Raw genomic sequence first — 23,919 nt, forward strand, 5'->3', positions numbered from 1 at the left:
TTCACGACTTCGACCGGCAGGCCGACTTCCTTGTAGATTTCGATCGCTTCGCCGGCGCCCATGACACGGACGCTGGGGCGCAGTTCGGCAAGTGCTGCACGGGCTTCGGCGACCTTTTCGGTCGGCACGTCGAGCACGGCGTGGGTCGACTTGATCGTCGACGAAACCTTGGCGCCGATCTTCTTGCCGAGCTCGGCGTCCAGACCCTTGAAGTCCACGTCCGGATTGGCCGACTGGATGGTGACCTTGGCATGACCTTTTGTGCCGCCGCCGTAGATGGCGATGCCCGCGCTATCGGGGCCACGATCGGTCATGGTTACAAGCATTTCGGACAGCAATGCGCCCAATTGGGGCTCCAGCGACTTGTCCTTCAAAAAGAGTCCTACAATTCCGCACATCCCGGTTTCCTCACCTGATTGGCTGCCTGTGACAAAAGCTAGCAGGTTCCGGATGCCAATTCAACTGTGATGAATTTTTTATTCCTGTAGAAAAACAAGGGACGGCTGACAAATGGCGCTGCAGCCACCGCTGCCCCACCCTGGCGCGGCACTCCGCGTCCTTTGCGAACAGCCATGTGGAATGCTGGAACCTCAGGAGAAGAAGCGACTCACAGAAGCAGCCGATGCCAACGTCGTCTCAGGGGCGTACGAGTGCTTCGTCAGACCTACTTCAAGCTCTACGAAATCGGCCGCCAATCAGTCGCGTCGAGGTGACGTCGACTAGTGGGGTGTGAAGACAGAGCGCGCCGCATTCGCTTCTGTGTTATGTCTCGCGCGCATATTGTTGTTTGAGGGATTTATGAGACGGGTTGGTATCCTAGGTACGTTTGATGTGGCCAATTTTGGGGACCTTTTGTTCCCGCTGATTGCTCAAAAGAGGCTTGGTGCATTAACCCAATGTGAGGTGGTGGCTCTTTCTCCTGCAGGTGGCGATCCAATTTGGGGGGACTGCCTCCCGTCAAGACGGTTGGCAACTGCGAACGAATGCGATGCTTTGTTGGTAGGTGGCGGAAACGTCATCAGAATGTCCGCCGCAACCCTTGATGAATACCAAATCGACGCTGCGGCCATGGCCGGATATTCGATGCTATGGGCTGGCGTCGCTGACGTGGCCGCGTCGGGAATTCCTTTGTGTTGGAACGCCCCCGGCGTGCCTGAGGCTTTCCCTCAGTTCCAGCACTCGCTCGTGAGAGTAGCACTGGACGCCGCGACGTATTTGTCGGTTAGGGATGACGACAGCCGCAGCTTGTTGCTTGACGTGCACCCCGACGCAAACATTGACGTAATCCTTGACACGGCCTGGGATATCCCGATCCTTTGGTCCAACGTTGAATTGGATGACGCCTATCGGCAGGTGGTTCAAGGGCGCACAGATCGAACAATCGCTATCCATCTAAATGAACGGTACCTGGGGTTGCCCGAAGCGGAAGTGGCCTCCTGCCTTGACGATATCGGCGTCGCGACGGACAGCACGCCATTGCTGCTAGCGCTCGGGCCATGTCACGGAGATGACCGTCTTGCGATGCGCGTGGCCAGGAAAATGGTATCTAGCCCAATAGTCATCGACCATCCGTCATCACTCCGGGAAATTGTGGCGTGTTTGTCTCGGTCGAAAGCTTATCTGGGATCATCGATGCATGGTTTCATCACGTCTATGGCTTTCGGTGTACCAGCGTTGAATGTTGCTTCGCAAAAGGTGGTGAAGTTTGCGGGGCTGCAGCGATTGTTGGGCTCTCGCACCATTTGCGTTCAAACGTGGTCAGAGGCGAGAGACTGGGCCAGCTCTCTGGACGGGGCAGGCAACCTGCCTCCTGAGATCAACACCCGACTTGACGCGCATTGGAGCCGAATAGCGGACAGCGTCAAGTCCCCTCAACAGCGCCAGATTCCCGCGGTAGAAGGCCTGAACGAGGCGATACTCGCGGCGACCTTTCAGGACTTGGTCGGACGATTCCGGAAGCAGCAAATGCGCCTGAAAAATCTGACGAAGTCGTAGATGGGGAAGTGTTTTTCTCTGAATACAGACATTTCCTGCCGTTGAGAAATCCCTTCAAACCCGGTACTCCCTAGTAGCTTGCCGATTGCCAAGGGGGGGATGTGAGCATTCTACAGAAGCTAATACGCCGGCTTTCAACGCGTTCCGATCAAGTCATTGCACCACCCTCTGGCGACGACGCACGGCGGCTTGAACAAGAATTGGACAAAAAGCAGTGGGGAAAAAGGGTCGCCGCGGCGGAAGGAAGCTTTGACGATCGCAATTGGCCGGAAGCAATCGAGCGGTGGCGTCAATTAGCCGAAGTCTATGGGGATTTCCATGGAACAGCCTCAAAGGCACGCCTGGCAATTAGCGTGTCCGAACGACTCTTGGCACTGGAGTATCCGAAGTGGCTAGGGCGCCATCGTCGGGAGGTCAGCGGCAATCCGAGGGTCGTAGTCTTTACGGCCATAGTTGGCAATTATGACGCGCTGCGCATCCATGAATGCATCAACGAGAATTTTAGGTATGTCGTCTTTTCAGACAACGACATTCCAGATCTCGGCCTATTCGATGTCCGTCCAATTCCGTTCCACGAGGATGACCCGACCAGGGCGGCACGCTACGTAAAGACTCATCCGCACCACCTTCTCGATGATTGTGACATCGCGATCTGGATCGACTCCAACATAATGATCGTCGAACCGATCGAGAAATTGATCGAGCAGTTCCTGGCGTCTGGACGAGCTGTAGCAGCTATTCCCCACCCGCAGAGAGAGACATTGCAGCAAGAAGTTGCCGCATGTGCGGAGCGCAGCAAAGACGATCTTGAGACGATGGTGTCTCAACTCGACACTTATTCAGATGGTGGATTTAAGACCAAAGACCTTATCGAATCCAACTTTCTAATGATCGACCTCCGACAGCAGAAGTCGCAAGTTTTTCTCGACGCGTGGTGGCGCGAGATATCGAAATTCAGCCGGCGCGACCAGTTGAGTATCAACTTTGCGCTTTGTGAGGCCGGTATCAATCCACATTGGATAACGCAGAAACCGCACAGTGTGCGCGATCATCCATCGTTTGCTTTCTCACCTCATGATCGGGGCGAAGGTCCGGCGCAAATCCTTTTTGATCGACTAAACCAAGTGGTTCCGTCTAGGGCTCGGGATGTCGCATCTTACGCAGACGTAAAGGTGATCCGACTTGTGACGGTGGCAGACAAAGAAATTGATATCGTCGTTTGCGTTCACAATGCGTTGCAGGATGTGCGCGCCTGCCTTGCATCGGTGGAACGGAAGCGTGCCGATTTGCATCGACTGATCATAGTCGATGATGGATCTGATAAAGAAACGCGGGAATTTCTTTCGTCGTTCAAGAATGGCCGTGATTGGGTAACCCTTCACCGCAATGCCACTCCGCGAGGCTATACTAAGGCAGCGAACATTGGCATCCATCTTTCGTCTGCCCCGTTCGTCATCCTCCTCAACAGCGACACGGTTGTCACCGACCAGTGGGCTGAGAAGATGGCGGACGCAGTTTTCTCGACGCCGGGCGCAGGTATCGTAGGGCCAATGTCGAACGCCGCTAGCCACCAGTCTCTGCCAGAGCATATTGGATCTTCAGGGCAAACCGCGATCAACACATTGCCGCCCGGCCTTTCAGCAGACGACATGAACTCGCTTTGCGAACAATGGGCCAAACCGTCGTTCTTGCCACGAGTACCACTGGTTCACGGCTTCTGCTTCGGCGTGACACGTGAGGCACTTAATAAGCTTGGGCCATTCGACGAAGAGCTTTTTCCGAACGGGTACGGTGAAGAGAACGACTACTGTATGCGCGCGACCAATGCAGGCGTCGGTCTGGTTCTGGCCACTCACACCTACGTGTACCATGTAAAGTCGAAGAGCTATTCTTCGGAGAAGCGTGTGGCATTGATGAAAGCTGGCTCTGAAGCGTTCAACAAACGGCACGGCCGATCGCGCATTCGCCGATGCGTTCTCGCTATGCAGACCAACCCAGAACTGGTGAGGCTTCGCGAACTTGCCAGGAAACTGTTTTAAGCGTCAGAGGCAAAGACAACCGTGTCCCACGGCAACTTTGCCTCGACCTCTTCCAAGGTTGTCGAACTGCCCTTCAGGATCGCAATGCACATGATCTGCTTAAAGACCGGGCGGTCGAAAGGTACCGCTGGCTTGGGATCGTGGGTTCCGGCTTTCCATTCGTGTTGATCGGTCGGAGAACCAATCGGATGCACGGCAGGGTGGTCGCTGTCTAGAATAGGGTCGCGCCCATAAATCCGGAAGTCTTCGATGTTGGGGATTCTCGACAGCACGTTGTGAAACTCTAAGCTGGTCATCGCGTTGGGATGCCCCCTCCAGTCAGACCAGTAGAGCTTCAGCCCTAGCGACATGAGATATCCGTCCGAGTCGAACCATGGCTGGCGGATAAAAATGAAATCTTTCGCTACTTCGGAGGCTGAGAGAATGCAGGTTCGGGCATCACTGAGGCCCGGTAAGTGCTCGAGAAAGTCCAGCATCGTTACGAACGAAACGGCTTTCGGATAGGCAGACAGTGTTCGGGCATCCGCCAACATCGCGTCGAAGCCTGCTCCACGCGTCGCCTCGACTTTCTCAGGACTTATGTCAATTCCGATTCCCCGTGGCACTCCGAAGGCCTTCGCCGCGTAGGCGATAGAACCGCCCTTGCTGCAGCCGAAATCAATGAAGTCGTAGTCATTCAAACCTGTAAGCATGAGCATGCTTTAGCTCGTGAACGGTCTTTCTTCAATATCACCTGGAGCATCACATGGACCTGCCGCGCGCAAGAATCTCTCGTTCGCATTGCCAACGACACGTAGTGGCAGCTTTGTCAAATCCGAGCCGATGATGCAGCGGGACTGAAGGCGTGGGTTCTCAGCGGAGCAGATCGACCAATTCTCTCGCAGCTTCGCGTTGTGAGCAGTGCACCGCTCGCCGCCAGACGTCATTCGTGATGTTCGCTATTGCTTCGGCGTCGAACCCGTCTGGCACAGCTTTCGAAATTGAGGCGTTCGGTCGTGTTGACCAATATGCCTTCATCGAAATCGGGTCGGTAATAGTTACGCCTAGAAATTGAGGCAATGACGCCAACAAGTTGGCCCACTCCTGATGAAGGATGACCGGGCAGAACGTCTCTTCAGCAAATTTGACCAAGTATTCGTTGACGGTGCGCCAGTGGAGCGCGATGCGCATGGCTAGCGCGAATTTCTCGTTTCCAGGCGGAAGCAGGCGGTATTGATCCCAATAGTTGCCTTTGCTGAGAACCCGCTTCGAGTGCGCTGAAAGTACATATCCCAGCGGCTCGCGAACCACGATCAGAAATCTTGTCTCCGCAGCCGCGTCTCGAATGTCATGCAAGAGATTGGGCGCGCGGAACGATTCACCATAGCGACCAGACGTAGCAAAGCCCTGCATTCGCTCACGAAACACGTCGGTCTTGTAATTTTGCCCGCAGTCTTTCTGCCACGCTTCTTCCAGTAGAGTTGGCGTCGGCTCGTGCCTCACGATGTGATCTGAGTAGCGGCTAAGCCCCTCGCATATAGCTTCGGTGCCGCACCGGCCGCTGCTGGCAATAATGAACATGTGGCGCTTTCTAGCGGCCGAGGGCTCTTGCCGCAATCTGGCGCAAGCCTCTCATCCACCACAAACCGAGGAAATCTTATGGACCGTGGCAAGTTCTACGCGGCCTGCGCGCGCTCGCCTGACGTGTTCGGAACGTCGTAAAGCCAGGTCGACGGCACCGAGCGTATATACTTGATGAAACCCAACGACGTGGCATGCCGCTTCGACACCTCGCCTACATCCTGTCGACGGCCTATGACGAAACGGCGCATACCATGCAGCTGATCCACGAACTGCGCGGCTAAAGGTTACCCGCGCTCGAAGCCTATTATCCTTTGGTTGGCGAGGGCTTGGTGCAAGTCACCCGGGAAGAGAACCACCGCAAGATCGGCGCCACGGCACCAGGCCAGATGATGACCTGGCCGATTGCCTTGAGCGCCATTTTCGACGGCATAACTAAGGGCATGTTCACCGGCAAGAAGCTGGATGACTACATTCGCGGCGATGGCCGACCATCTAGTGCAACTACGCTCAGCCAAACTCAGGTGATAATTGCACTAGTGTTCGCCAGCTTGCCAGCCGCAGCGGGACGCATACATCACGACGATGGCTAGTGGTATTGTCGGAATCACGTCCTCTCGAACAACCCTTGCCATGGGCTTGCATAGCAAACATCGAGCCCAAGCGTAGTTGAGGAGAAGTCTGCCCTCATTTTCGTACCTGAGCCGTAACAATCGCTTGTTGAAAGCGTTCCGCATCGTCCAGATATTCCTTGATGTCAAAATGCGCGCCCCAAACCCGGCCGACATATGTGCTCGTCATGATGGTGTCGCCATACGTCTTCCCATTGTTGGTTGGTAGGAAGATGAATTTGGATTCTTCCAAAGCCGTATCAATATTTTTGATCTTCGTAAGTTCGGCCCGCAGTTCCTGTAGCCAAGCGCTTTTTGCAACACATTCTTTCTCCGCGCTCCGGATGAAATCTAGGAATCTCGGTGGCTGAACCGTTGCCACGAAAAGACCCCCGGGCTTGAGAACGCGCGCTATCTCAGTGAGCCAGATCTTCTGAATGTGCTCAGGAAGATGACTGAAGACAGAATAGGCATACACGATGTCAAGGCTGTTGCTCTCGAAAGGAAGACTCCCGTCGGGCTGGATCAAATTGAAGGTCCCTGGGACGCCAGTCTGGCGCGCGGCCCCGAGAAAACGATCACTTGTGTCAACACCATGCAAGCCTGATGGCAAAACTTCCCGCAGGAAACATCGCATGATGCGACCCCAGCCGGCTCCAAAGTCAAGCACCTTAGAACCCGGGGTTAGCTTAATCCCGTTCACTCTCGCTGCGTTCAGAACAAAGGAGTAAAACCGGAAACCCTCTGCAATAGTTTCTTTGCCACTGGAACCGACCGTTTCAACTTGAAGGCTTGCGTCTGGAAATCCGGGATAATTGATGCCATCGACAATCCTGCTATCAACGCTGGCCTGCAGAGTTTGGAGCCATTGGGCATCGTCAAGCCCCGACAGCAGATGAGGAAGAGGTCTGCGCGTCGTGCTGAAAGTCGTCATCCCAGCCAAAGCCTCTTCGTAGAGGTTTTCGGCTAGCACCCGCATAACCGACAGTTCCGGGCTTCGCTCGAGCGCACGAATAGCGGACCCGAAAAGCGCTTCACCGTAGCGACCGTACAGGACCTGCTGCGCTTGCTCTGAAAGCGCCTGTCGCCGTCCTACAGTGTAACTCGATGACTTGACGTGATAAACGTATGTGTGTGTCGCAACGACCATGCGAAACCCTGCCGCGGCTAAGCGGAAGCAGTAGTCGTTTTCCTCTCCGTACCCATGCGGAAATGCCGATTCGTCGAACTTTCCGACAGTGTCGAGGGCTTGTCGAGTTATGCCAAGGCAGAAGCCGTGTATTAGTGGAACCGAGGGAACCGCCGAGGTACTGTGCCGCTCACACCACTCGTTCATTTCATCTGGCGACGTGTTCGGCGGCAGGTCGTTGACCGCCGTCTGCTTGTCCGTGCCTGCCGTGCTAGGGATCGACTGGAACGAGGCAGCATTGGACATAGGTCCGACTGCACCGCCGCCGGGCGTCGAAAAAACTGCATCAGCCAGTTTCTCTGCCCAACTGGAGGTGACGATCGTATCACTATTCAGAAGAATGACGAGATCCGCGCTTGAGAGAGACAAACCTACGTTGGCAGCTCGGGTATAGCCTTGAGCGACGCCGTTACGATGTAACAGCAAATTGTTGGCGCGGGCAAAATTATGCAGATAGCCGCGCGTCTCGTCGCCAGAGCCGTCGTCGATCAGGATAACACGATGGCCCGCGCCGAGATGCGCCATCACCGAAGCAAGGCATGCCCTGACGTCTCGCAAGGCGTTATGAACGCAGATGACTATGTCAACAGTCTTGTTTGCAATACATTCCAGGCGCTCGTCGCGGACTTGTGAATAATCACGCACAGTTGCTTCTTTGCCGATAATTTCTCGACAGAAATTCACAAGCTTCTCCCTGTAGTACGGGAAATCGTAGCCCGCTGCCCTTTCACGGGCTCGCGCACCCATATCCTGCAACAATGCTCTATCTCGGCAGAAAGCCTCAACGTGCGTCACCGCCTCTGCTGGTTGGCCAAAGCGGACAAGGAAACCGGTTTCACCATGACTGACCAGTTCAGACAAGGCACCCCAGTCGTAGACAATGGCAGGTCGCTTTGCGGCCATACCTTCAAGCACTGTGCGCCCAAACGATTCCTGGAAATGCGAGAAGTTCACCACGACATCAACTTGGGCAATCGCCTCGGCGGACGTCGGGAGATAATCAGTGAAGCTGAGATTCTTCGGCAGTTGCCTCTTTCGCGACAGGTAGCCAGTGATGAGGGGACGTGAAAGCGGCCCTATAATCAGAAATCGTGCGTTCGGAACCCGCTTTGCGCACGCCCGCGCCAAGGCTATGAAATCCTCCACACCCTTCTTCGGTAAGTTGCTGCTAATTAGGCCAAATGTAACAATGTCGCTTAATTTGTCCGCAGGTAAATCAAAATCCTTAAGATCTATTGTGTTGGGAATCGTCGCAACATTTCCACCAGCAAAGCACATCGCAGTAGCCTGCGAATTTGCAATGATATGCTCGGTAGACTCTAGAACCTGTCTAACAGCTTGCTCTCCGGTCAATCCCAGCTGCTTCTGAAGGTCCTCATCATGGAGAATGATCTCCCGTGCATGTACAACCGAGGGAATGCCGCGCAACCTTGCGGCCGCAAGGGGTGAGGCGACGACGATCGTATTAACATAAACGAGGTCGGGTTTGACAACGTCTATAATATCAAGAAACTGCGGAGTTGCCGCGTAGGTATCTTTTTGATTTGAAGTCCATTGGCTATATCCAAATATGTATATTTCCTGAGCGTATTTCTTCAACTCTTTTACATAAGCTACATTCCCTCCTTCCTGGATTGTGACCGCCAGATTGAATCCGCCGTCGGCCAGCGCTCTCAGAACGTCGAGAAGGCTACGTTCACCGCCGAATACCTGCTTTCCGGCATGGTGCGAGCATATCAAGATGGTCTTCGCACCTTTGTGTCGGATACGATCGCCGGCAAAGAGGCGAAACTTTGCGTTGTCAACGTGGGTGCGTATCGCCGAAGCGCATGCCTCGAGATAAGCGTAGCCAAACCTTTTGTCCGGCTCGAGATAGGCTCCCTCGGCCCATTCATTCCAGGCATTAATGAGCACGAAGCGTCCGCCTGCATTGTTGTTCTTATGCGCGCGCGCGATGGCAAAGCTCAGCCACCGTTCAAACAGCGCAGGCGTCGCTCCGTGGATGATTTCTCCATTTGCGGGGCGGCGGGCGCTGTTGTCCCAACTCGGCATGACGCCAGGGAATACCGTACCGGCAACCGGTTGGCGGCTCTCCTCTGAAGACACAATTTCTTCATACGAGCGAACGCGCCAACCGGTCCGGTAATGCGACATCTGGAAATGATCTTGGACGTTAGGAGCGGCAACATGATGCGGAGGAAACTCCGACAGCGCATCGAAGCCAAGCTTCTGGTAGTCCGAGAAGCCGAACGAATTGGTCGCGATTAGATAGATGCCTGGATAACCAAGTTCTATTGCGATCTTCCTCCAACGTTCGACGGTCTTTGACGTATCGGGAAGGATTGATGGCCGATATACTGTCAGAACAGGCTTACCATCAATCTTCAGATATCGATCGTCGCTGAAATATTTGTCGAGATAACGCAGAAATTCGGCGTCGTCTTCGGCCGAATGCGATTGCGAGATGAGCACTTCATTCTCGCTGCCGTCCCAACGTCGCGACCAATTTTCATTTGCCCAACAAAGGCAGAAAGGCAGATCAAGATCAGTGTTCTCCAAATAGTTCAAAATTGGCGTTTCGAGCAGGCGCTTGCCGCCAAACCAGTAGAAGTGAAAGCAGAATGCGTGGATTCCATAGTGCTTTGCCAACTCGACCTGTCGTTTCATCACGTCGACAACACGAAGATCATAATATCCCAGTTCACCCGGAACTCGGGGTTGATAGTGACCCTCGAACTGCGGATAGGCGCGCGCAACGTTGCGCCACTCGGTAAAACCCTTGCCCCACCAAGCGTCGTTTTCTGGCACCGGATGAAATTGAGGCAGATAGTAGGCAATCAGCTTAACATCACTGTTGTCTGCGGGAGCCGCATCTGCAGATAGTTCCACGTATTCAGAGGGATCGAATTCTCCGAGCGAGTTTTGGACATACTTATCAAATAGGCGAGCGTGCAGGGCTTCAGAATTGCCTCGGGGCGCAGTATCGTCAAACGCAGTTGTCCTTGCACCATGGAGCGCAATTTCGCGCCAAGTGCGGCGCTGATTGGATGAAAAGGGATGACGGAGGAGTGCCGCCAGATTTACCCACACTCGCGATTTCTGGACAGTGTTTCTTTGCAGCGAACGGTACCCTCCGGTGCGGAACTCTTTCCTCTTGCGTGAAGAGGTCGGATGCCGCCAAATTGCGTGCCATTTGATTGCGTTAGACATTAGCGCAAGTGCCTTTTTTGTTTTTGACTATGACGTCTTGGGCATAAATTTCGCCTGAGTCGATCATCCGCTTTACTTCCTTGAGGGGCATCTCATTCAATTCAATCAAACCCCTCGACTGGGTATTGAAACCGTAGACATCAAAATTGGCGAAGATCCACGCTTGGTCGGTTTCGGGAATGTGCTTTATCTCGACAAAGAATCGAATAGTCAGCGGCGCGTGCTAGACTCTGATAAGCGCCACGGAGAACAGCGGTCTCGTTTCCCTCGACGTCGACTTTCCTGGCTAGGCGCAAGGTCCCGCGAGTCTCTGCCACAATGCTGTCTGCAGTAATCTGAGGAACCTCCAACCAGTTCCCTGCCTCTTCGTCGACCTCGAGGACGCGACTTGTTCCCGACCAATCGTCATCCCGAAGGAAGCGCGCAGTGCCCTTTGTGTCCGACGCCGCGACGCAGACGTACCGGGCTTCTAAACCATCTTCCTCCAAGGTTCTCCTTAGATACGGGCGCAGTAGGCTATTCGGCTCGACGGCGATGACTTCGGTTACGTTGGGGAGTTCGACGTTGGCAAGCATTTCGCCATAGTTGGCGTCACCATCTAGAACACGCGTGCAGGGTCCATCAGCTAAAAACATATCCCACATCAGCAGAGACAATGGATTGAAGTTGCCATCGTGATTACCGAACATCCGCCTCCACGGCATCAACGCTTCCATCCAAGAGCCAACACTGTTGCCGTTGTGTCGGCACCAAATCACCTATGTCTCGGATCGTTCATGCAGACGCAAGCGGCTGGCGCAAATCAGCACAGCCCTAAGCCGCGCACTCATGAAGTCGAGTGCGGTTTCGATATTCGTAGATTCCGCGAAGAGTAGCATTCGCTCCCAACTGACTCGCTAGCGCGTAGCACTAGGTTTCAACATTCGTCACTGATACCTGCGCGGCGGTCAGGCGGTGACGAGCCGGATTCGAAAGGCAAACTGCTACCCCCAACAAGTTCCATGCCCTTCGGCGGGCACATACGCCGCAAGTCGCGCGCGCCCGTTTGATCGGACCGCTCCGAACTCGAAGTGTGTCACAGACACCCAAATCTCATCCACTCCTTAAAACAGCTTTGAGAGCCAAATGTGACAGCGAAATTCCAAGGAAATCAGTCCCCGCCGCGGCCGCGCGGATAAGAAATAATCGACAGATACTTGATCGGAAGATGCGTCAGCTCTTCGGGGCCGTGCGGCGCATCGGCATCAAAGAACAGGCTGTCGCCCGGCGTCATGCGGTAGAGATTGTTGCTGTGGCGGTAAACGACCTCGCCTTCCAGCATGTAGAGGAACTCCATGCCGTCATGCTGGAAGGTCGGGAAGACGTCTGAATCTTCCGACAAGGTGATGAGATAGGGCTCGACCGTCACGCCCGACGTGTCGGAGCCGATATGGCCGAGCAGCGTATACTGGTGCCCGGCGCGCGTGCCGCGACGTTCGACGTCGACGCCCTCGCCCGACTTGACGAAAACGGCGTTGCGCTCCTCTTCGAAGCGACGGAAGAATGCGGTGACCGGCACGCCGAGCGCCCGCGACAGCGCCTGCAATGTCGTCAGCGATGGCGAGGTGATGCCGTTTTCGATCTTGGACAGCATGCCGAGGGAAATGTCGGTGGCCGAGGCAAGGTCGGCGACGGTGATGCCGAGCTTCTTGCGGAAGGCCCGCACCTCGTGGCCGATCGCCACTTCAAGCACTTTTTCGCGCGTGTCGCGGACGGCGTGCGGATCCTGGTGCAGCGGCGGCGAGACGTGAGACAGCGCGGACTTTGCGGCACCGGCTGAAACCGCAGCCGACATGGCCTTGCCATTCTTCTTCGAATGCCCGTTCTTTTCCGCTGCCTTGTCCTTGCTCATATGCCGCCGCCTGTCTCTGCTCGCTGAATCTATTTCACCGAGAGTAAACATTTTCGGCGGCGCGTTCAACAGATTCTGACAAACGCAGCAATGCGGTCAACAGGCCAGCGACTGGCCGAGCGCAGACTGGACAGGTTCTGAAGAGCGCAGTCGCGGCTACTGCATCAGCAGTATTTGCAGGTCGGCGACATTGGTGCCGGTGGCGCCGGTCATCAGAAGGTCGCCCGACGATGCCAGCGCATGATAGGAATCGTTGTTCTGCAGATGCGCCACCGGGTTGCAGCCGAGCTTGCGCATCCAGGTGGTCGAGCCGGCGTCGACGATGGCGCCAGCGGCATCCGTCGGGCCATCGCGGCCATCGGTGCCACCGCTCAGGAAAACCCAGGGGCGCTTGATCGAGGTCCACTCGTTGAGCAACGCGAAACGCAACGCCAGCTCCTGGTTGCGTCCGCCCTTGCCGTTGCCGGCGACGCGAACCGTCGGCTCGCCGCCGGCGACGATCGCCACGGGACCGCGCTGGCTGGCGGCAAACACCGCCATGCGGTGGAGCGTCTTGGCGACATCGGAGACGTCGCCGCTCAGCCAGTCATCCGCCTTGACGACGACCGGATAATTGGCCTCGGCGCTGTGCATCACCCTTTGCAGGCTGATGCCATTGCTGCCGATGACGATGTTTTCGACATGGTCGAAGCTGGTCGCGACCTCTGCGCGTTCGACAAGCAGGTCGAGATGCGCCTTGAGCGCCGGTGACAGCGTCCTGACCAGACCATAACGGTCGAGCATGGCAATGGCCTCGGCCTGTGTCGCCGAAGGCCGCGCGGTCGGACCACTGGCCACCGTGCCGACATCGTCTCCGGGCACGTCGGACAGGATGAGCGACAGCACCTTGGCCCGCGACGCGAGTTGGGCGAGGCGTCCGCCCTTGAGCCGCGAAAACAGCTGCCTGACGGCGTTGATTTCGCTGATGTCGGCGCCGCAGCGGATCAGCGTGTCGTTGAGCGCGATCTTGTCGGCGAGCGCGATACCGGCGGCTGGAGCGCAGGTGAGCGCTGAACCGCCGCCGCTGACCAGCACCAGCACCAGGTCGCCCGGTTCGGCCGACAGGGCAGCACGCTCGATGAGCTCGGCCCCCCTGATGCTGCCTTCGTCGGGCAAGGGATGACCGCCTGATATCACATCGACGCCTTCGATCTCCGTCAGGTTCTCGAAATTGGTCACGGCAATGGCGGTAACAAGCTTGTCGCCGATGAACGGCAAGGCCGCGCGCGCCATCGGACACGCCGCCTTGCCGAAGGCGATCAGGATGACACGCCTTGCCGCGGCGATCTCATCGGTTCTCGTTTCAAGCGTGGAAGTGACCGCCTGCTCGGGATCGGAAGCCGCGATGCCTTCGCGAAACAGGGCGGTTGCCTGCGCGCGAAGCTTGACCAGTGCCGAAACCGAGCAGTCGAGATACATCACACCACCTTGTCGGGTAAGGCGCGGCCCTCGAAGAAGGCGGTCAGATTGTCCACCGCCTTCATGCCCATGGCCACGCGGGTTTCCTCGGTGGCGCTGCCCAGATGCGGCAACAACACCACATTTTCCATGCGCATCAGGGCGCCGGGCACGTCAGGCTCGCCGTCATAGACGTCGAGGCCGGCGCCGGCGATGGTGCCGCTGTCGAGTGCCGCAACGAGTGCCTTCTGGTCGACCACGTCGCCGCGCGCCGTGTTGATCAGGAACGCGCCGCGCTTCATCGCAGCGAGACGCTCGGCATTAATAAGGTGCCGGTTCTCGGCACCGCCGGGGCAGTGCAGCGACACGAAGTCGGACGCGGCCAACACCTCTTCGATGCTTGCCAGCTGCCGCGCGCCCATGGCGCGGGTTTCCTCGTCGTCGACCTTCGAGCGATTGTAGAAGACGACATCCATGTCGAAGCCGAAATGCGCGCGCTTGGCCATGGCCTTGCCGATACGGCCCATGCCGATGATACCGATCGTCTTGCCAGTGACCTTGGTGCCGATCATGTGGGTCGGGCACCAGCCCGCCCACTGGCCGGCGCGAACCTGGCGCTCGCCCTCGCCCGCCCGCCGGGCGACCGACAGCAGCAGGCTCATACCGATGTCGGCGGTGCAGTCAGTCAGAACGCCGGGCGTGTTGGTCACCACGATGCCACGGGCGCGAGCGGCGTCCGTGTCGATATGGCTGAATCCGACGCCGAAATTGGCAAGGATCCTGGTGCGGATGTCGGCATCGGGGAAGACCGACGCCGGCAGCTTGTCGCTGACGGTCGGCAGGATCGCGTCAAAGTTCAGGAACGCTGCCTTGAGCTCGGTCGGGCCAAGCGGCGCATCGCCCTGATTGAAGGTCGTGTCGAAGCGTTCCGCCAGGATCTGCTCGACTGCCGCGGGCCAGCGGCGGGTGACGATAACGCGAGGTTTCATTTCAGTTCCTTGGTCATGCTTGGAGCGCCACGCGTCGCTGTCGAACGCGCAAGGCGCACTTTAGCAGTTCGAAACGACACATCATGCGATGGATCATCGATAATCGGCCGGTGCACCAGCCGGACAGAGGGGAGCCGGTCGGCGCCGGCTCCCCGAAGGCCAGGTCAGGCGGCCTTCTTCTGCTGCTCGAGCACGCTGGCGACAGTCGGGCCGAAGGCTGCCGGGGTCGGCACGATGGTCACGCCGGCCTCGCGCAGGATCTCGACCTTCTCCTGGGCGGATTCGCCGAAGGCCGAAATGATGGCGCCGGCATGGCCCATGCGCTTGCCCTTCGGCGCCGAAAGGCCGGCGATGTAGGCGATGAGCGGCTTGCGCATGTTGTGCCTGGCCCATTCGGCGGCTTCGGCTTCCTGCGGACCGCCGATCTCGCCGATCATGACCACGGCATCCGTGTCCGGATCGTCTTCGAACAGCTTGAGGATGTCCTTGAAGGACGAGCCGTTGATCGGGTCGCCGCCAATGCCGACCGAGGTCGAAACGCCAATGCCCAGCGCCTTCATCTGCGAGGCAGCTTCATAACCGAGCGTACCCGAGCGGCCGACGATGCCGACACGTCCCGGCAGGTAGATGTTGCCGGGCATGATGCCCATCAGTGCCTGGCCGGGGGTAATGACGCCGGCGCAGTTCGGGCCAACGAGGCGCATGCGGTCTTCGTAGCGGAAGCGGCGCATATAGCGCTTGACCCGCATCATGTCCTGCGAGGGGATGCCGTCGGTGATGCAGACGCAGAGCTTCAGGCCTGCCTCGGCCGCTTCCATGATCGAGTCGGCGGCAAAGGGCGGCGGCACGAAGACGATCGAGGCTTCGGCGCCGGTCTCGCGCACGGCGCCGCGAACGGTGTTGAACACCGGAATGCCCTGGTGGACCTGTCCACCCTTGCCCGGGGTGACACCGCCGACCACGTTGGTGCCGTAGCGCTTCATGTCGTCGGCGTGGAACGAGCCGATCTTGCCGGTCAGACCCTGGACGATGACGCGCGTCCGGCGATTCAAGAGAACTGCCATTTCGACCTCCCTTAGTTCTTTTTTGATTTCGCGTAGGCGCGCATCGCTTCAACCGATTTCTCGGCTGCCTCGGCGAGCGTATCGGCGACGATCACCTTTTCGCCCGACTCGGCGAGAATGCGCCGGCCCTCTTCGACATTGGTTCCGGCGAGCCGCACGACCAGCGGCACGTTGACGCCAACCTCGCGGATTGCCTTGATGACACCCTCGGCCACCCAGTCGCAGCGGTTGATGCCGGCGAAGATGTTGACAAGAATGGTCTCGATGTTCTTGTCGGCCAGCACAGCGCGGAATGCCTTGGCGACGCGCTCGGGCGACGCACCGCCGCCGATGTCGAGGAAGTTGGCAGGCTCGCCGCCGGCGATCTTGATCATGTCCATCGTCGCCATGGCGAGGCCGGCACCATTGATGATGCAGCCGATGTTGCCTTCGAGGCCGACATAAGACAGGCCACGGTCGCTGGCGAAGGTTTCGCGCGGATCTTCCTGCGACTTGTCACGCAGCTCCGAAATCTCGGCGCGGCGGAACAGCGCGTTTTCGTCGAAGGACATCTTGGCGTCGAGCGCGATCAGATTGCCGTCCTTGGTGATGACGAGCGGGTTGATCTCCAGCATCGAGGCGTCGAAGTCGCGGAAGACTCGGTAGCAGCCGAGCAGCGTATCGACGGCCTTGCCGATCAGGCTGTTGTCGAGGCCGAGACCGAAGGCGATCTCGCGGGCCTGGAACTGCTGCATGCCGGCGCCCGGATCGACGATGGCGCGGATGATCGAGTCGGGCTGCTTTTCGGCGATCTCCTCGATCTCCATGCCGCCGGAGGCGGAGGCCACGATCATGACGCGCTCCGACTTGCGGTCGAGCACGATGCCAAGATAGAGCTCCTGGCGGATGTCGACGGTTTCCTCGACATAGAGGCGCGACACCAGCTTGCCTTTGGGGCCGGTCTGATGCGTCACCAGCTTGCGGCCGAGCATGGATTCGGCGGCCTCGGAGACCTCGTTGTCAGTGGTGCAGATACGGATGCCGCCGGCCTTGCCGCGGGCACCGGAATGGATCTGTGCCTTGACCACCCATTTGCCGCCGCCGATCTCGCTGGCGCGATAGGTCGCCTGCTCCGGGCTGTAGGCCAGGCCGCCGCGCGGGATCTGCACCGAGTAGCGGGCGAGCAGTTCCTTGGCCTGATATTCATGAATATCCATGTCGAACTCCTCCTCAGTTTGGCAGGCTGTTGCGCGACCGCGCCGACTGCTCGATTGCGTCGTGCATGACCAGGACGTTGCGGGCCATACGTTCGGATGCGGCGTCGATCATCTTGCCGTCGAGAGCTGCGGCACCCTTGCCCTGCTCCTCGGCTTCCTTGAGCACTTCGATGATGCGGCGGGCGCGGGTGACTTCCTTCTCCGGCGGCGAGAACACGGCGTTGGCCAACTCGATCTGCGAGGGATGGATTGCCCACTTGCCTTCGATGCCGAGGGCTGCCGCACGCTTGGCGGCGGCGATGTAGGCCTCCGGATCGGAGAAGTCGCCGAACGGGCCGTCGATCGGGCGCAGGCCGTAGGCGCGGCAGGCAACCGTCATCCGCGACAGGGCGGCGTGCCACTGATCGCCGGGGTAATCGGGGTTGAGGCCACCGATGCTGACCGTGCGCGCCTTGCAGCTGGCGGCATAGTCGGCAACGCCGAAATGCATCGCCTCGAGCCGGCCGCCATAGGCAGCAATGGCCTCGACATTGGCCATGCCAAGTGCTGTCTCGATCAGCGCTTCCAGGCCGACGCGGGTCTTGAAGCCTTTGGCCATCTCGATCTGGGTGACCATGGCGTCGACCGTATAGAGGTCGGCGGGCACGCCGACCTTGGGCACCAGGATGGTGTCGAGCTTGTCACCTGCCTGTTCCATCACGTCGACCACGTCGCGGTACATGTAATGGGTATCGAGGCCGTTGATGCGGACCGAAATGGTCTTGCCTTTGGCGCGCCAGTCGATTTCGTTCAGCGCCTGGATGATGTTCTTGCGCGCCCGCTCCTTGTCAGGCGGCGCCACCGCATCCTCGATGTCGAGGAAGATGTAGTCGGCTTCGCCGTCGGCGGCCTTGCGGATCATCTCCGGATTGGAGCCCGGAACGGCGAGCTCCGAGCGTTGCAGGCGCAGCTTGCGGAGGTGGTGGAGTGTATGGCTCATGCGATCCTCCCTCAGGCTGCCTTGGCGACGGCCGGCTGAGCCGACAGGCGATAGTGTTCGAGCGCGGCACCGACGCCAGAGCCCGGCTGAACCTTGACGCCGCAGTCGCGCAGCGACATCTCGGCGGCCGAGATCGCACCGCACATCATCACTTCGTTGACCCAGCCGAGATGGCCGATGCGGAACACCTTGCCGGCGACCTTGTTGAGGCCGACGCCGAGCGAGGTCTGGTAGCCGTTATAGGCGCGGCGGACGATGTCGGCGCTGTCGATGCCTTCCGGAACCACGATCGCGCTGACCGTGTCGGAATTCCACTTCGCTTCCTTGGCGCAGACGCGCAGGCCCCAGGCGTCGACCGCCTTGCGCACGCCGGTCGCCAGCCGGTGATGACGTTCGAAGATGTTGTCGAGCCCTTCTTCCTGGATCAGGTCGAGGGCGGCGCGCAGGCCGCGCAGCAGTTGGACGGCCGGCGTGTAGGGGAAGTAGCCGGTGTCGTTGGCGCGAATCTGGTCCTCGAACGAGAAGTAGCAGCGGCTGAATTTTGCAGTCTTGGCAGCGTTGAGGGCCTTCTGGCTGACCGACAGGAAGCCGAGCCCGGGCGGCAGCATGAAGCCCTTTTGCGAGCCGGACACTGCGCAGTCGACACCCCACTCTTCCTGGCGGAAGTCGATCGAGCCGACCGACGACACTCCGTCGACGAACAGCAGCGCCGGGTGCTTGGCGGCGTTGAGGGCGGCACGCACGGCGCCGACATCGCTGGTCACGCCGGTTGCGGTTTCATTGTGGGTGACGAAGACCGCCTTGATGCGGTGCTCCTTGTCGGCTGCCAGGCGTTCGGCATAGATCTCGACGGGAACGCCCGTGCCCCATTCGACATCGACGACGTCGACATCGAGGCCGAAGCGCTCGGCCATGTCGACCCACAGATGCGAGAACTGGCCGAAGCGCGACATCAGCACGCGATCACCGGGGCTCAGCGTGTTGGTGATGGCGGACTCCCAGGCGCCGGTGCCCGAGGACGGGAAGATGAAGGCGCGGCCGGTCTCGTTGCGGAAGACCTTCATCAGATCGGTGAACAGACCGCGCGTGAAGGTCGGATAATCCGGCGCCCGCATGTCCTCCATCGGCATGTTCATCGCCTGCCGGACACTCTCCGGAACGTTGGTCGGTCCTGGAACGAAAAGCTGATTGAAGCCGGCCATGAAAAGTCCTCCCGAATATTGTTGCGGCGTGGCGCCTGTCTGTGGCTTTCGGGAGGATGATCGGTTTTGCACCGCCGGCTCACAACACCTGCCGGGATAGATTCGCGGACCTTTGGGCGTTGGACCGGGCCTACTCTTTCAGATGTGCCGACCCCCTGTCGGATAGGGTGAAACCTACCCGGCCACCGCATGCATGGCGCCAGTTCCGCTCACGCAAACTTGTCAGCAAGGGGGCTCGTCCTGCCGCCGCTTAGGCCGATAATGGACCGGAGAAGGAACCGCCCATGGACATCAAGACCCTCGGCTTCCTCATGGCGACAGCCCTCCATCTGCTGCAGCCTTTGGCAGCTATGGCGGATGAGGCACCGCCGAAATCGGGCAATGCCGTCTTTGACCGCGCCGTCGAGCTCGTCATCGACAATTTCCACGACGCCTCGGCGCTGCCACGGTTCAGCGCAGCAGTCAGGCAGGAAATCGGCACCGGGCCACTCAACGCGAACAGTTCGGAGACGCGGGTCGACAAGGCGATCGATATCGTGCTTGCCAGTCTTCAGTCCTCCCACACCGGCCGTTTCGAACCCGACACGATCGCCTACTTCGAGCTCGCCGACATCTTCCGCTTTGCCATCCGCAACGACATGCGGCGGCTGTTTCCGCCCGACGGCCAGGTCAGCTATCCCGGCATCGGCATGATCGCCGAACCGCTGGCAGGGTCGCTGTTCGTCAGCGACGTCTATGACGGCTCCCCGGCGGCCCGGGCAGGGATCCTGACTGGCGACGAGATCCTTTCGGTCGACGGCGCGCCCTATCATGAGATTGCATCATTCAGCGACAAGGTCGGCCGCACCGTCGAGATCAGGCTGCGCCGGAACGCCGGTGCCGAACCCACGACCGTCAAGGTAGCGGTGGAGCGGCTGCGTCCGCTCAGGACATTCGAGCAGGCGATCGAGGCAAGCATCGGCGTCTCCGAGCAAAACGGAAAGCGCATAGGCTATGTCAGGCTATGGACCCTTTCGGCACCTGATGGTCTCGACATCGTTGCCCGTGAAATGGCCGACGGTCGCCTCAAGGACGTCGACGGCATGGTCGTCGACCTGCGCGGCCGCTGGGGCGGCGGCCCTTCCGATGCGGCCGAGCTGTTTGTCGGCGATACACCGACATTCCGGCTCATCCCGCGCAAGGGCGAGGCGACACTTGCCAATATGCGCTGGCAAAAACCTGTTGTCGCGATCATCGACGAAGGCGCGCGAAGCGGTCTGGAACTGTTCGCCTATGCGTTGAAGAGCAACGGCATTCCGCTCGTCGGCGCCCGCACCGCCGGCGCGTTGCTGGCCGGGCGTGCCTATCTGCTGCCCGACGACAGCCTGCTCGAAGTGGCGGTCTCCGACGCCGTCATCGGCGACGATGTGCGGCTGGAGGGGATCGGCGTCGCACCCGACATTCCGGTGGCTTTCAGCCTGCCCTACGCCGCGGGCCGGGACCCGCAACGCAATGCCGCCGTGCAAGAGATGCAGCGCATCCTCGCCGGCGGCTGAGCCCATCACACCCCTGTCGTCGGGCGATGCCTGGTGCCGTCGATGAAGCGCTCGTAGCGAAAAGCCGTGGGGGCCACCAAAGGCGTGTCGCCGGTGACGATATCGGCTGTAAGTCGCCCGGCGGCCGGGCCAATGCCAAAACCGTGGCCGGAAAAGCCAGTGGCGATGACCAGCCCGGGCAGCGATTTGACAGGCGAAATCACCGGCACGGCATCCGGCGTGGCGTCGATGAAGCCGGCCCAGCGCTGCAGCGTGGGTACGCCTTTCAGCACCGGGAAGACCTTCTCCATGTTGGCGCGAGCAGCCTCGAGCGGGGCAACTGCCGGTTCGGGATCAAGCGTGCGGTGCCGCTCATAGACACTGCCCTCGCCTTCCAGCCTGGGCGAAAGCCCGAATGGGCCACCGAGGAAATCGCCGAAGCGCAGGCCGATGGAGCGCCACTCCCGCGACAGGATCGGCAGGAAATCGGTGAAGTAGCGGAAGCTGTCGGGGTTCACATGATGATAGCTGATGGTGCCGTCGGCGATGGTGTAGCCGCCGTCGAGACGCTTGCGGTAGGCAAAACCTTCCGTCCAGGCAGCGCCATCGGGGCCGCCTTCAACAGGACCGGTACGCATCACCGACGAGCGCACGGCAAGTTGCGGCAAGCGGATGCCGACCGATCGACAGAGGTGGCTCGACCACGCGCCGCCGGCGACGACGACGGTGCTCGCCCGGATCGGTCCGTTCTCGGTCACCACGCCCGAGACGCGGCCCGCTTCGGTCTCGATCTCGCGCACCGCGCAGCGCAAAAGGATGCGTGCGCCGGCGCGCTGGGCGGCACGGGCGATCGCGGGTGCTGCTTTCTGCGGCTCGGCCCTGCCGTCGCTCGGCGTGTGCAGTGCTGCCCTAAACGTCTTTTGCGCGCCGGGCATGAGATCGGCCAGCGCTCTTCCCTCGATCATCTTCGAGTCGAGCGCATAGTCGCCGGCGCGTCTCACCCATTCAGCATGGTGCTCGACGTCGCTTTCGTCCTGGCAGAGATACAGGATGCCCGTGCGGCGAAAGCCCACATCTTCGCCGACCAGCTCTTCGATGCCGCCCCACATCTTCAACGCTTCGACGATCAGCGGCAGCTCGCGGGGGTCGCGGCCCATTCGCCGGCACCAACCCCAGTTGCGGCTCGACTGCTCGCCGGCGACGTGGCCCTTCTCGCAGACGACGACCGAAATGCCCTTCCTTGCCAGGAACAGTGCCGCGCTGACGCCGATGATGCCGCCACCGACGATGACGACGTCGGCGCTCTTCGGCTGGCTGTCGCCAGCGGGAACCGGATCGACTGGAGGCCCCATTCATTTCTCCCCGATGTGCCAACGGGAGGCAGGCCAACCCGTCTTGAAAATAACATACAGTACTGTATGCATTGACGCCCAATTCTTGCAATGCCGCCGAAGCTATCCGGCGATCGAACCTTGGGGAAGAGCCATGTCGCCGCGAAAGATCATCATCGACACCGACCCCGGCCAGGACGACGCCTTTGCCATCCTGTTCGCGCTGGGGTCGCCCGAGCTCGAGGTGTTGGCGCTGACCACCGTCGGCGGCAACGTGCCGCTGGCACTGACCTCGCGCAACGCGCTGCAGATCGCCGAACTCGCTGGCCGGTCCGACGTGCCGGTCTATGCCGGCTGCTCGCGTCCGATGGTCAAGGCGCTCAAGACCGCCGAATATGTCCATGGCCCGACCGGCATCGACGGCTGCGTCCTGCCCGAGCCGGAAAAGCCGCTGCAGGACAAGCATGCCGTCAACTTCCTTGTCGACACGTTGATGGCCGCCCCCGAAGGCGAAATCACCGTCTGCACGCTTGGCCCCATGACCAATCTCGGCATGGCGATGGTGATGGAGCCGCGCATCATCCCGCGCATCCGCGAAGTCGTGCTGATGGGCGGCGGCTTCTTCGAGGGCGGCAATGCCACGCCTGCCGCCGAATTCAACATCTGGGTCGACCCGCATGCGGCTGCGGTCGTGTTCGATTCCGGCGTGCCGGTGACCATGGCCGGCATCGACTGCACCTACACCGCCCAGATGACGCCGGAATGGCTGCAGCAATTGCGTGCGCTCGGCACCCGTTCGGCAATCGAAGCCGCCAATATGGCCGATTTCTACCGCCAGTACGGCTCGCACAAATTCCCGACCGAGGCCCGGCCCATCCACGACGCCTGCGTCACCGGCTACCTGCTCGCACCGCATCTCTACGAGCAGAAGCAATGCAACGTCACCATCGAGTTGATGTCGCCCGAGACCATCGGCATGACCGTCGTCGACTGGTGGCACGTCACCGGTCGCCGCAAGAACTGCAACGTGCTGCGCCGCATCGACGCCGATGGTTTCTTCGCGCTGATGCTGGAGCGCTTCGGCAACCTCCCCTGAGGAACGACGAGATGAAGCGCAGCCCAACGTCTCCCGAACGATCGGCCAGGTCCGAAGCACGGAAAACGCTGTCGCGCGAAGCGTGGATTGCCGCTGCCATCGCTGCGCTGGAAAAGAAGGGCATCGCCAACGTCAAGATCGATCACCTGTCGAAACAGCTGAAGGTCACGCGCGGCAGCTTCTACTTCCACTTCAGGAACCTGAAGGATTTGCTCGACAGCCTTCTCGAGGAATGGCGTCAGCGCAACTGCAAGCCGTTCGAGGCGCTCATCGACCAGGAGGTCATCGACGGCCCGGCCTTCTTCGACGCGGTAACCGGCGTGTGGATCAGGGAGGACCCGTTCAGCCCGCGGCTTGATCTCGCCATCCGCGACTGGGCGCGCGGTTCGGCAGTGATCGCCCGCAAGGTGCAGGCACAGGACGATTTTCGTATGGCGCTGCTTGTCCGGGCTTTTACCGCGATGGGCTATGACCAGGACGAGAGCCTGATCCGCGCCCGCATCACCTATTTCCAGCAGATCGGCTACTACGCCACTCACTTCAAGGAGCCGCCGGCGGACCGCAAGCGCTTCCGCTCGCTCTACACCAAGATCCTGATCGGCTCCGACTAGACTTC

The 23,919-nt window shown here is 59.6% G+C and carries 18 protein-coding genes and 1 pseudogene; 6 read left to right on the forward strand and 13 right to left on the reverse strand.

Annotated elements, in window-relative coordinates:
- Window positions 1-398: pseudogene (locus HNQ95_RS12875) on the reverse strand (glutamine amidotransferase); the annotation flags it as partial.
- 400 nt (window positions 399-798) lie between these two features.
- Here HNQ95_RS12875 and HNQ95_RS12880 point away from each other — a divergent pair.
- Window positions 799-1,995, forward strand: a complete 1,197-nt coding sequence (locus HNQ95_RS12880; RefSeq protein ID WP_182576223.1) for a polysaccharide pyruvyl transferase family protein — start codon at window positions 799-801, stop codon at window positions 1,993-1,995.
- Window positions 1,996-2,096: 101 nt separating this feature from the next.
- Window positions 2,097-4,034, forward strand: a complete 1,938-nt coding sequence (locus HNQ95_RS12885) for a glycosyltransferase (RefSeq protein WP_182576222.1) — start codon at window positions 2,097-2,099, stop codon at window positions 4,032-4,034.
- Here HNQ95_RS12885 and HNQ95_RS12890 read toward each other — a convergent pair.
- Both HNQ95_RS12890 and HNQ95_RS12895 read right to left on the reverse strand, forming a co-directional pair.
- Window positions 4,031-4,732: a class I SAM-dependent methyltransferase gene (locus tag HNQ95_RS12890; RefSeq protein WP_182576221.1), complete on the reverse strand. Its 702-nt coding sequence runs from the start codon at window positions 4,730-4,732 to the stop codon at window positions 4,031-4,033. The two genes, HNQ95_RS12885 and HNQ95_RS12890, sit on opposite strands and share 4 nt — an antisense overlap.
- A 154-nt stretch (window positions 4,733-4,886) precedes the next feature.
- Complete coding sequence (locus tag HNQ95_RS12895; RefSeq protein WP_182576220.1) at window positions 4,887-5,594, reverse strand: hypothetical protein; 708 nt, start codon at window positions 5,592-5,594, stop codon at window positions 4,887-4,889.
- A 329-nt stretch (window positions 5,595-5,923) separates the two neighbouring features.
- On the opposite strand from HNQ95_RS12895, the gene HNQ95_RS12900 reads away from it, so the two are divergent.
- Window positions 5,924-6,187 carry a hypothetical protein gene (locus HNQ95_RS12900; protein ID WP_182576219.1) on the forward strand — a complete coding sequence of 88 codons (264 nt, stop codon included), beginning with the start codon at window positions 5,924-5,926 and terminating at the stop codon, window positions 6,185-6,187.
- Window positions 6,188-6,281: 94 nt separating this feature from the next.
- Here HNQ95_RS12900 and HNQ95_RS12905 read toward each other — a convergent pair whose 3' ends face one another.
- The 9 genes from HNQ95_RS12905 to HNQ95_RS12945 form a co-directional block, all read right to left on the reverse strand.
- Entirely contained in the window at window positions 6,282-10,604 is a 4,323-nt protein-coding gene (locus HNQ95_RS12905) for a glycoside hydrolase family 99-like domain-containing protein (protein ID WP_210289158.1), read from the reverse strand.
- Window positions 10,605-10,744: 140 nt separating this feature from the next.
- The gene (locus HNQ95_RS12910) at window positions 10,745-11,320 is read right to left on the reverse strand and encodes an FkbM family methyltransferase (RefSeq protein WP_182574367.1); all 576 of its coding nucleotides are present in this window, start codon (window positions 11,318-11,320) and stop codon (window positions 10,745-10,747) included.
- A 434-nt stretch (window positions 11,321-11,754) separates the two neighbouring features.
- Window positions 11,755-12,495 (reverse strand): helix-turn-helix domain-containing protein, encoded by a 741-nt coding sequence (locus HNQ95_RS12915; protein ID WP_154384337.1) that lies wholly within the window; start codon window positions 12,493-12,495, stop codon window positions 11,755-11,757.
- A gap of 156 nt (window positions 12,496-12,651) precedes the next feature.
- The gene (locus HNQ95_RS12920; protein WP_182574366.1) at window positions 12,652-13,953 is read right to left on the reverse strand and encodes a glycerate kinase type-2 family protein; all 1,302 of its coding nucleotides are present in this window, start codon (window positions 13,951-13,953) and stop codon (window positions 12,652-12,654) included.
- On the reverse strand, window positions 13,953-14,921 hold the full coding sequence (locus tag HNQ95_RS12925; protein ID WP_067967873.1) for a 2-hydroxyacid dehydrogenase: 969 nt from the start codon (window positions 14,919-14,921) through the stop codon (window positions 13,953-13,955). Before HNQ95_RS12925 ends, HNQ95_RS12920 begins: the two co-directional genes overlap by 1 nt.
- A 164-nt stretch (window positions 14,922-15,085) precedes the next feature.
- Window positions 15,086-15,985 carry a succinate--CoA ligase subunit alpha gene (gene sucD / locus HNQ95_RS12930; protein WP_067967870.1) on the reverse strand — a complete coding sequence of 300 codons (900 nt, stop codon included), beginning with the start codon at window positions 15,983-15,985 and terminating at the stop codon, window positions 15,086-15,088.
- Between the two features lie 11 nt (window positions 15,986-15,996).
- The gene (locus HNQ95_RS12935) at window positions 15,997-17,181 is read right to left on the reverse strand and encodes a malate--CoA ligase subunit beta (RefSeq protein ID WP_154384334.1); all 1,185 of its coding nucleotides are present in this window, start codon (window positions 17,179-17,181) and stop codon (window positions 15,997-15,999) included.
- A 13-nt stretch (window positions 17,182-17,194) separates the two neighbouring features.
- The gene (locus HNQ95_RS12940) at window positions 17,195-18,160 is read right to left on the reverse strand and encodes an HpcH/HpaI aldolase/citrate lyase family protein (protein WP_067967863.1); all 966 of its coding nucleotides are present in this window, start codon (window positions 18,158-18,160) and stop codon (window positions 17,195-17,197) included.
- An 11-nt stretch (window positions 18,161-18,171) separates the two neighbouring features.
- Window positions 18,172-19,362: an aminotransferase class V-fold PLP-dependent enzyme gene (locus HNQ95_RS12945; protein ID WP_067967860.1), complete on the reverse strand. Its 1,191-nt coding sequence runs from the start codon at window positions 19,360-19,362 to the stop codon at window positions 18,172-18,174.
- 284 nt (window positions 19,363-19,646) lie between these two features.
- On the opposite strand from HNQ95_RS12945, the gene HNQ95_RS12950 reads away from it, so the two are divergent.
- Window positions 19,647-20,897, forward strand: coding sequence for a S41 family peptidase (locus HNQ95_RS12950; RefSeq protein WP_376769255.1), 1,251 nt, complete (start codon window positions 19,647-19,649; stop codon window positions 20,895-20,897).
- A gap of 5 nt (window positions 20,898-20,902) precedes the next feature.
- On the opposite strand, the gene HNQ95_RS12955 is transcribed toward HNQ95_RS12950, so the two are convergent.
- Window positions 20,903-22,228: an NAD(P)/FAD-dependent oxidoreductase gene (locus tag HNQ95_RS12955; protein ID WP_182574365.1), complete on the reverse strand. Its 1,326-nt coding sequence runs from the start codon at window positions 22,226-22,228 to the stop codon at window positions 20,903-20,905.
- Between the two features lie 133 nt (window positions 22,229-22,361).
- Between HNQ95_RS12955 and HNQ95_RS12960 the strand changes: the two genes are divergently transcribed.
- Both HNQ95_RS12960 and HNQ95_RS12965 read left to right on the forward strand, forming a co-directional pair.
- Window positions 22,362-23,303, forward strand: a complete 942-nt coding sequence (locus tag HNQ95_RS12960; RefSeq protein WP_067967852.1) for a nucleoside hydrolase — start codon at window positions 22,362-22,364, stop codon at window positions 23,301-23,303.
- A gap of 11 nt (window positions 23,304-23,314) precedes the next feature.
- The gene (locus HNQ95_RS12965) at window positions 23,315-23,914 is read left to right on the forward strand and encodes a TetR/AcrR family transcriptional regulator (RefSeq protein ID WP_067967850.1); all 600 of its coding nucleotides are present in this window, start codon (window positions 23,315-23,317) and stop codon (window positions 23,912-23,914) included.
- Window positions 23,915-23,919: the final 5 nt, after the last annotated feature.

The organism is Aminobacter ciceronei, assembly GCF_014138625.1.
GTDB classification, from domain to species: Bacteria; Pseudomonadota; Alphaproteobacteria; order Rhizobiales; family Rhizobiaceae; genus Aminobacter; species Aminobacter ciceronei.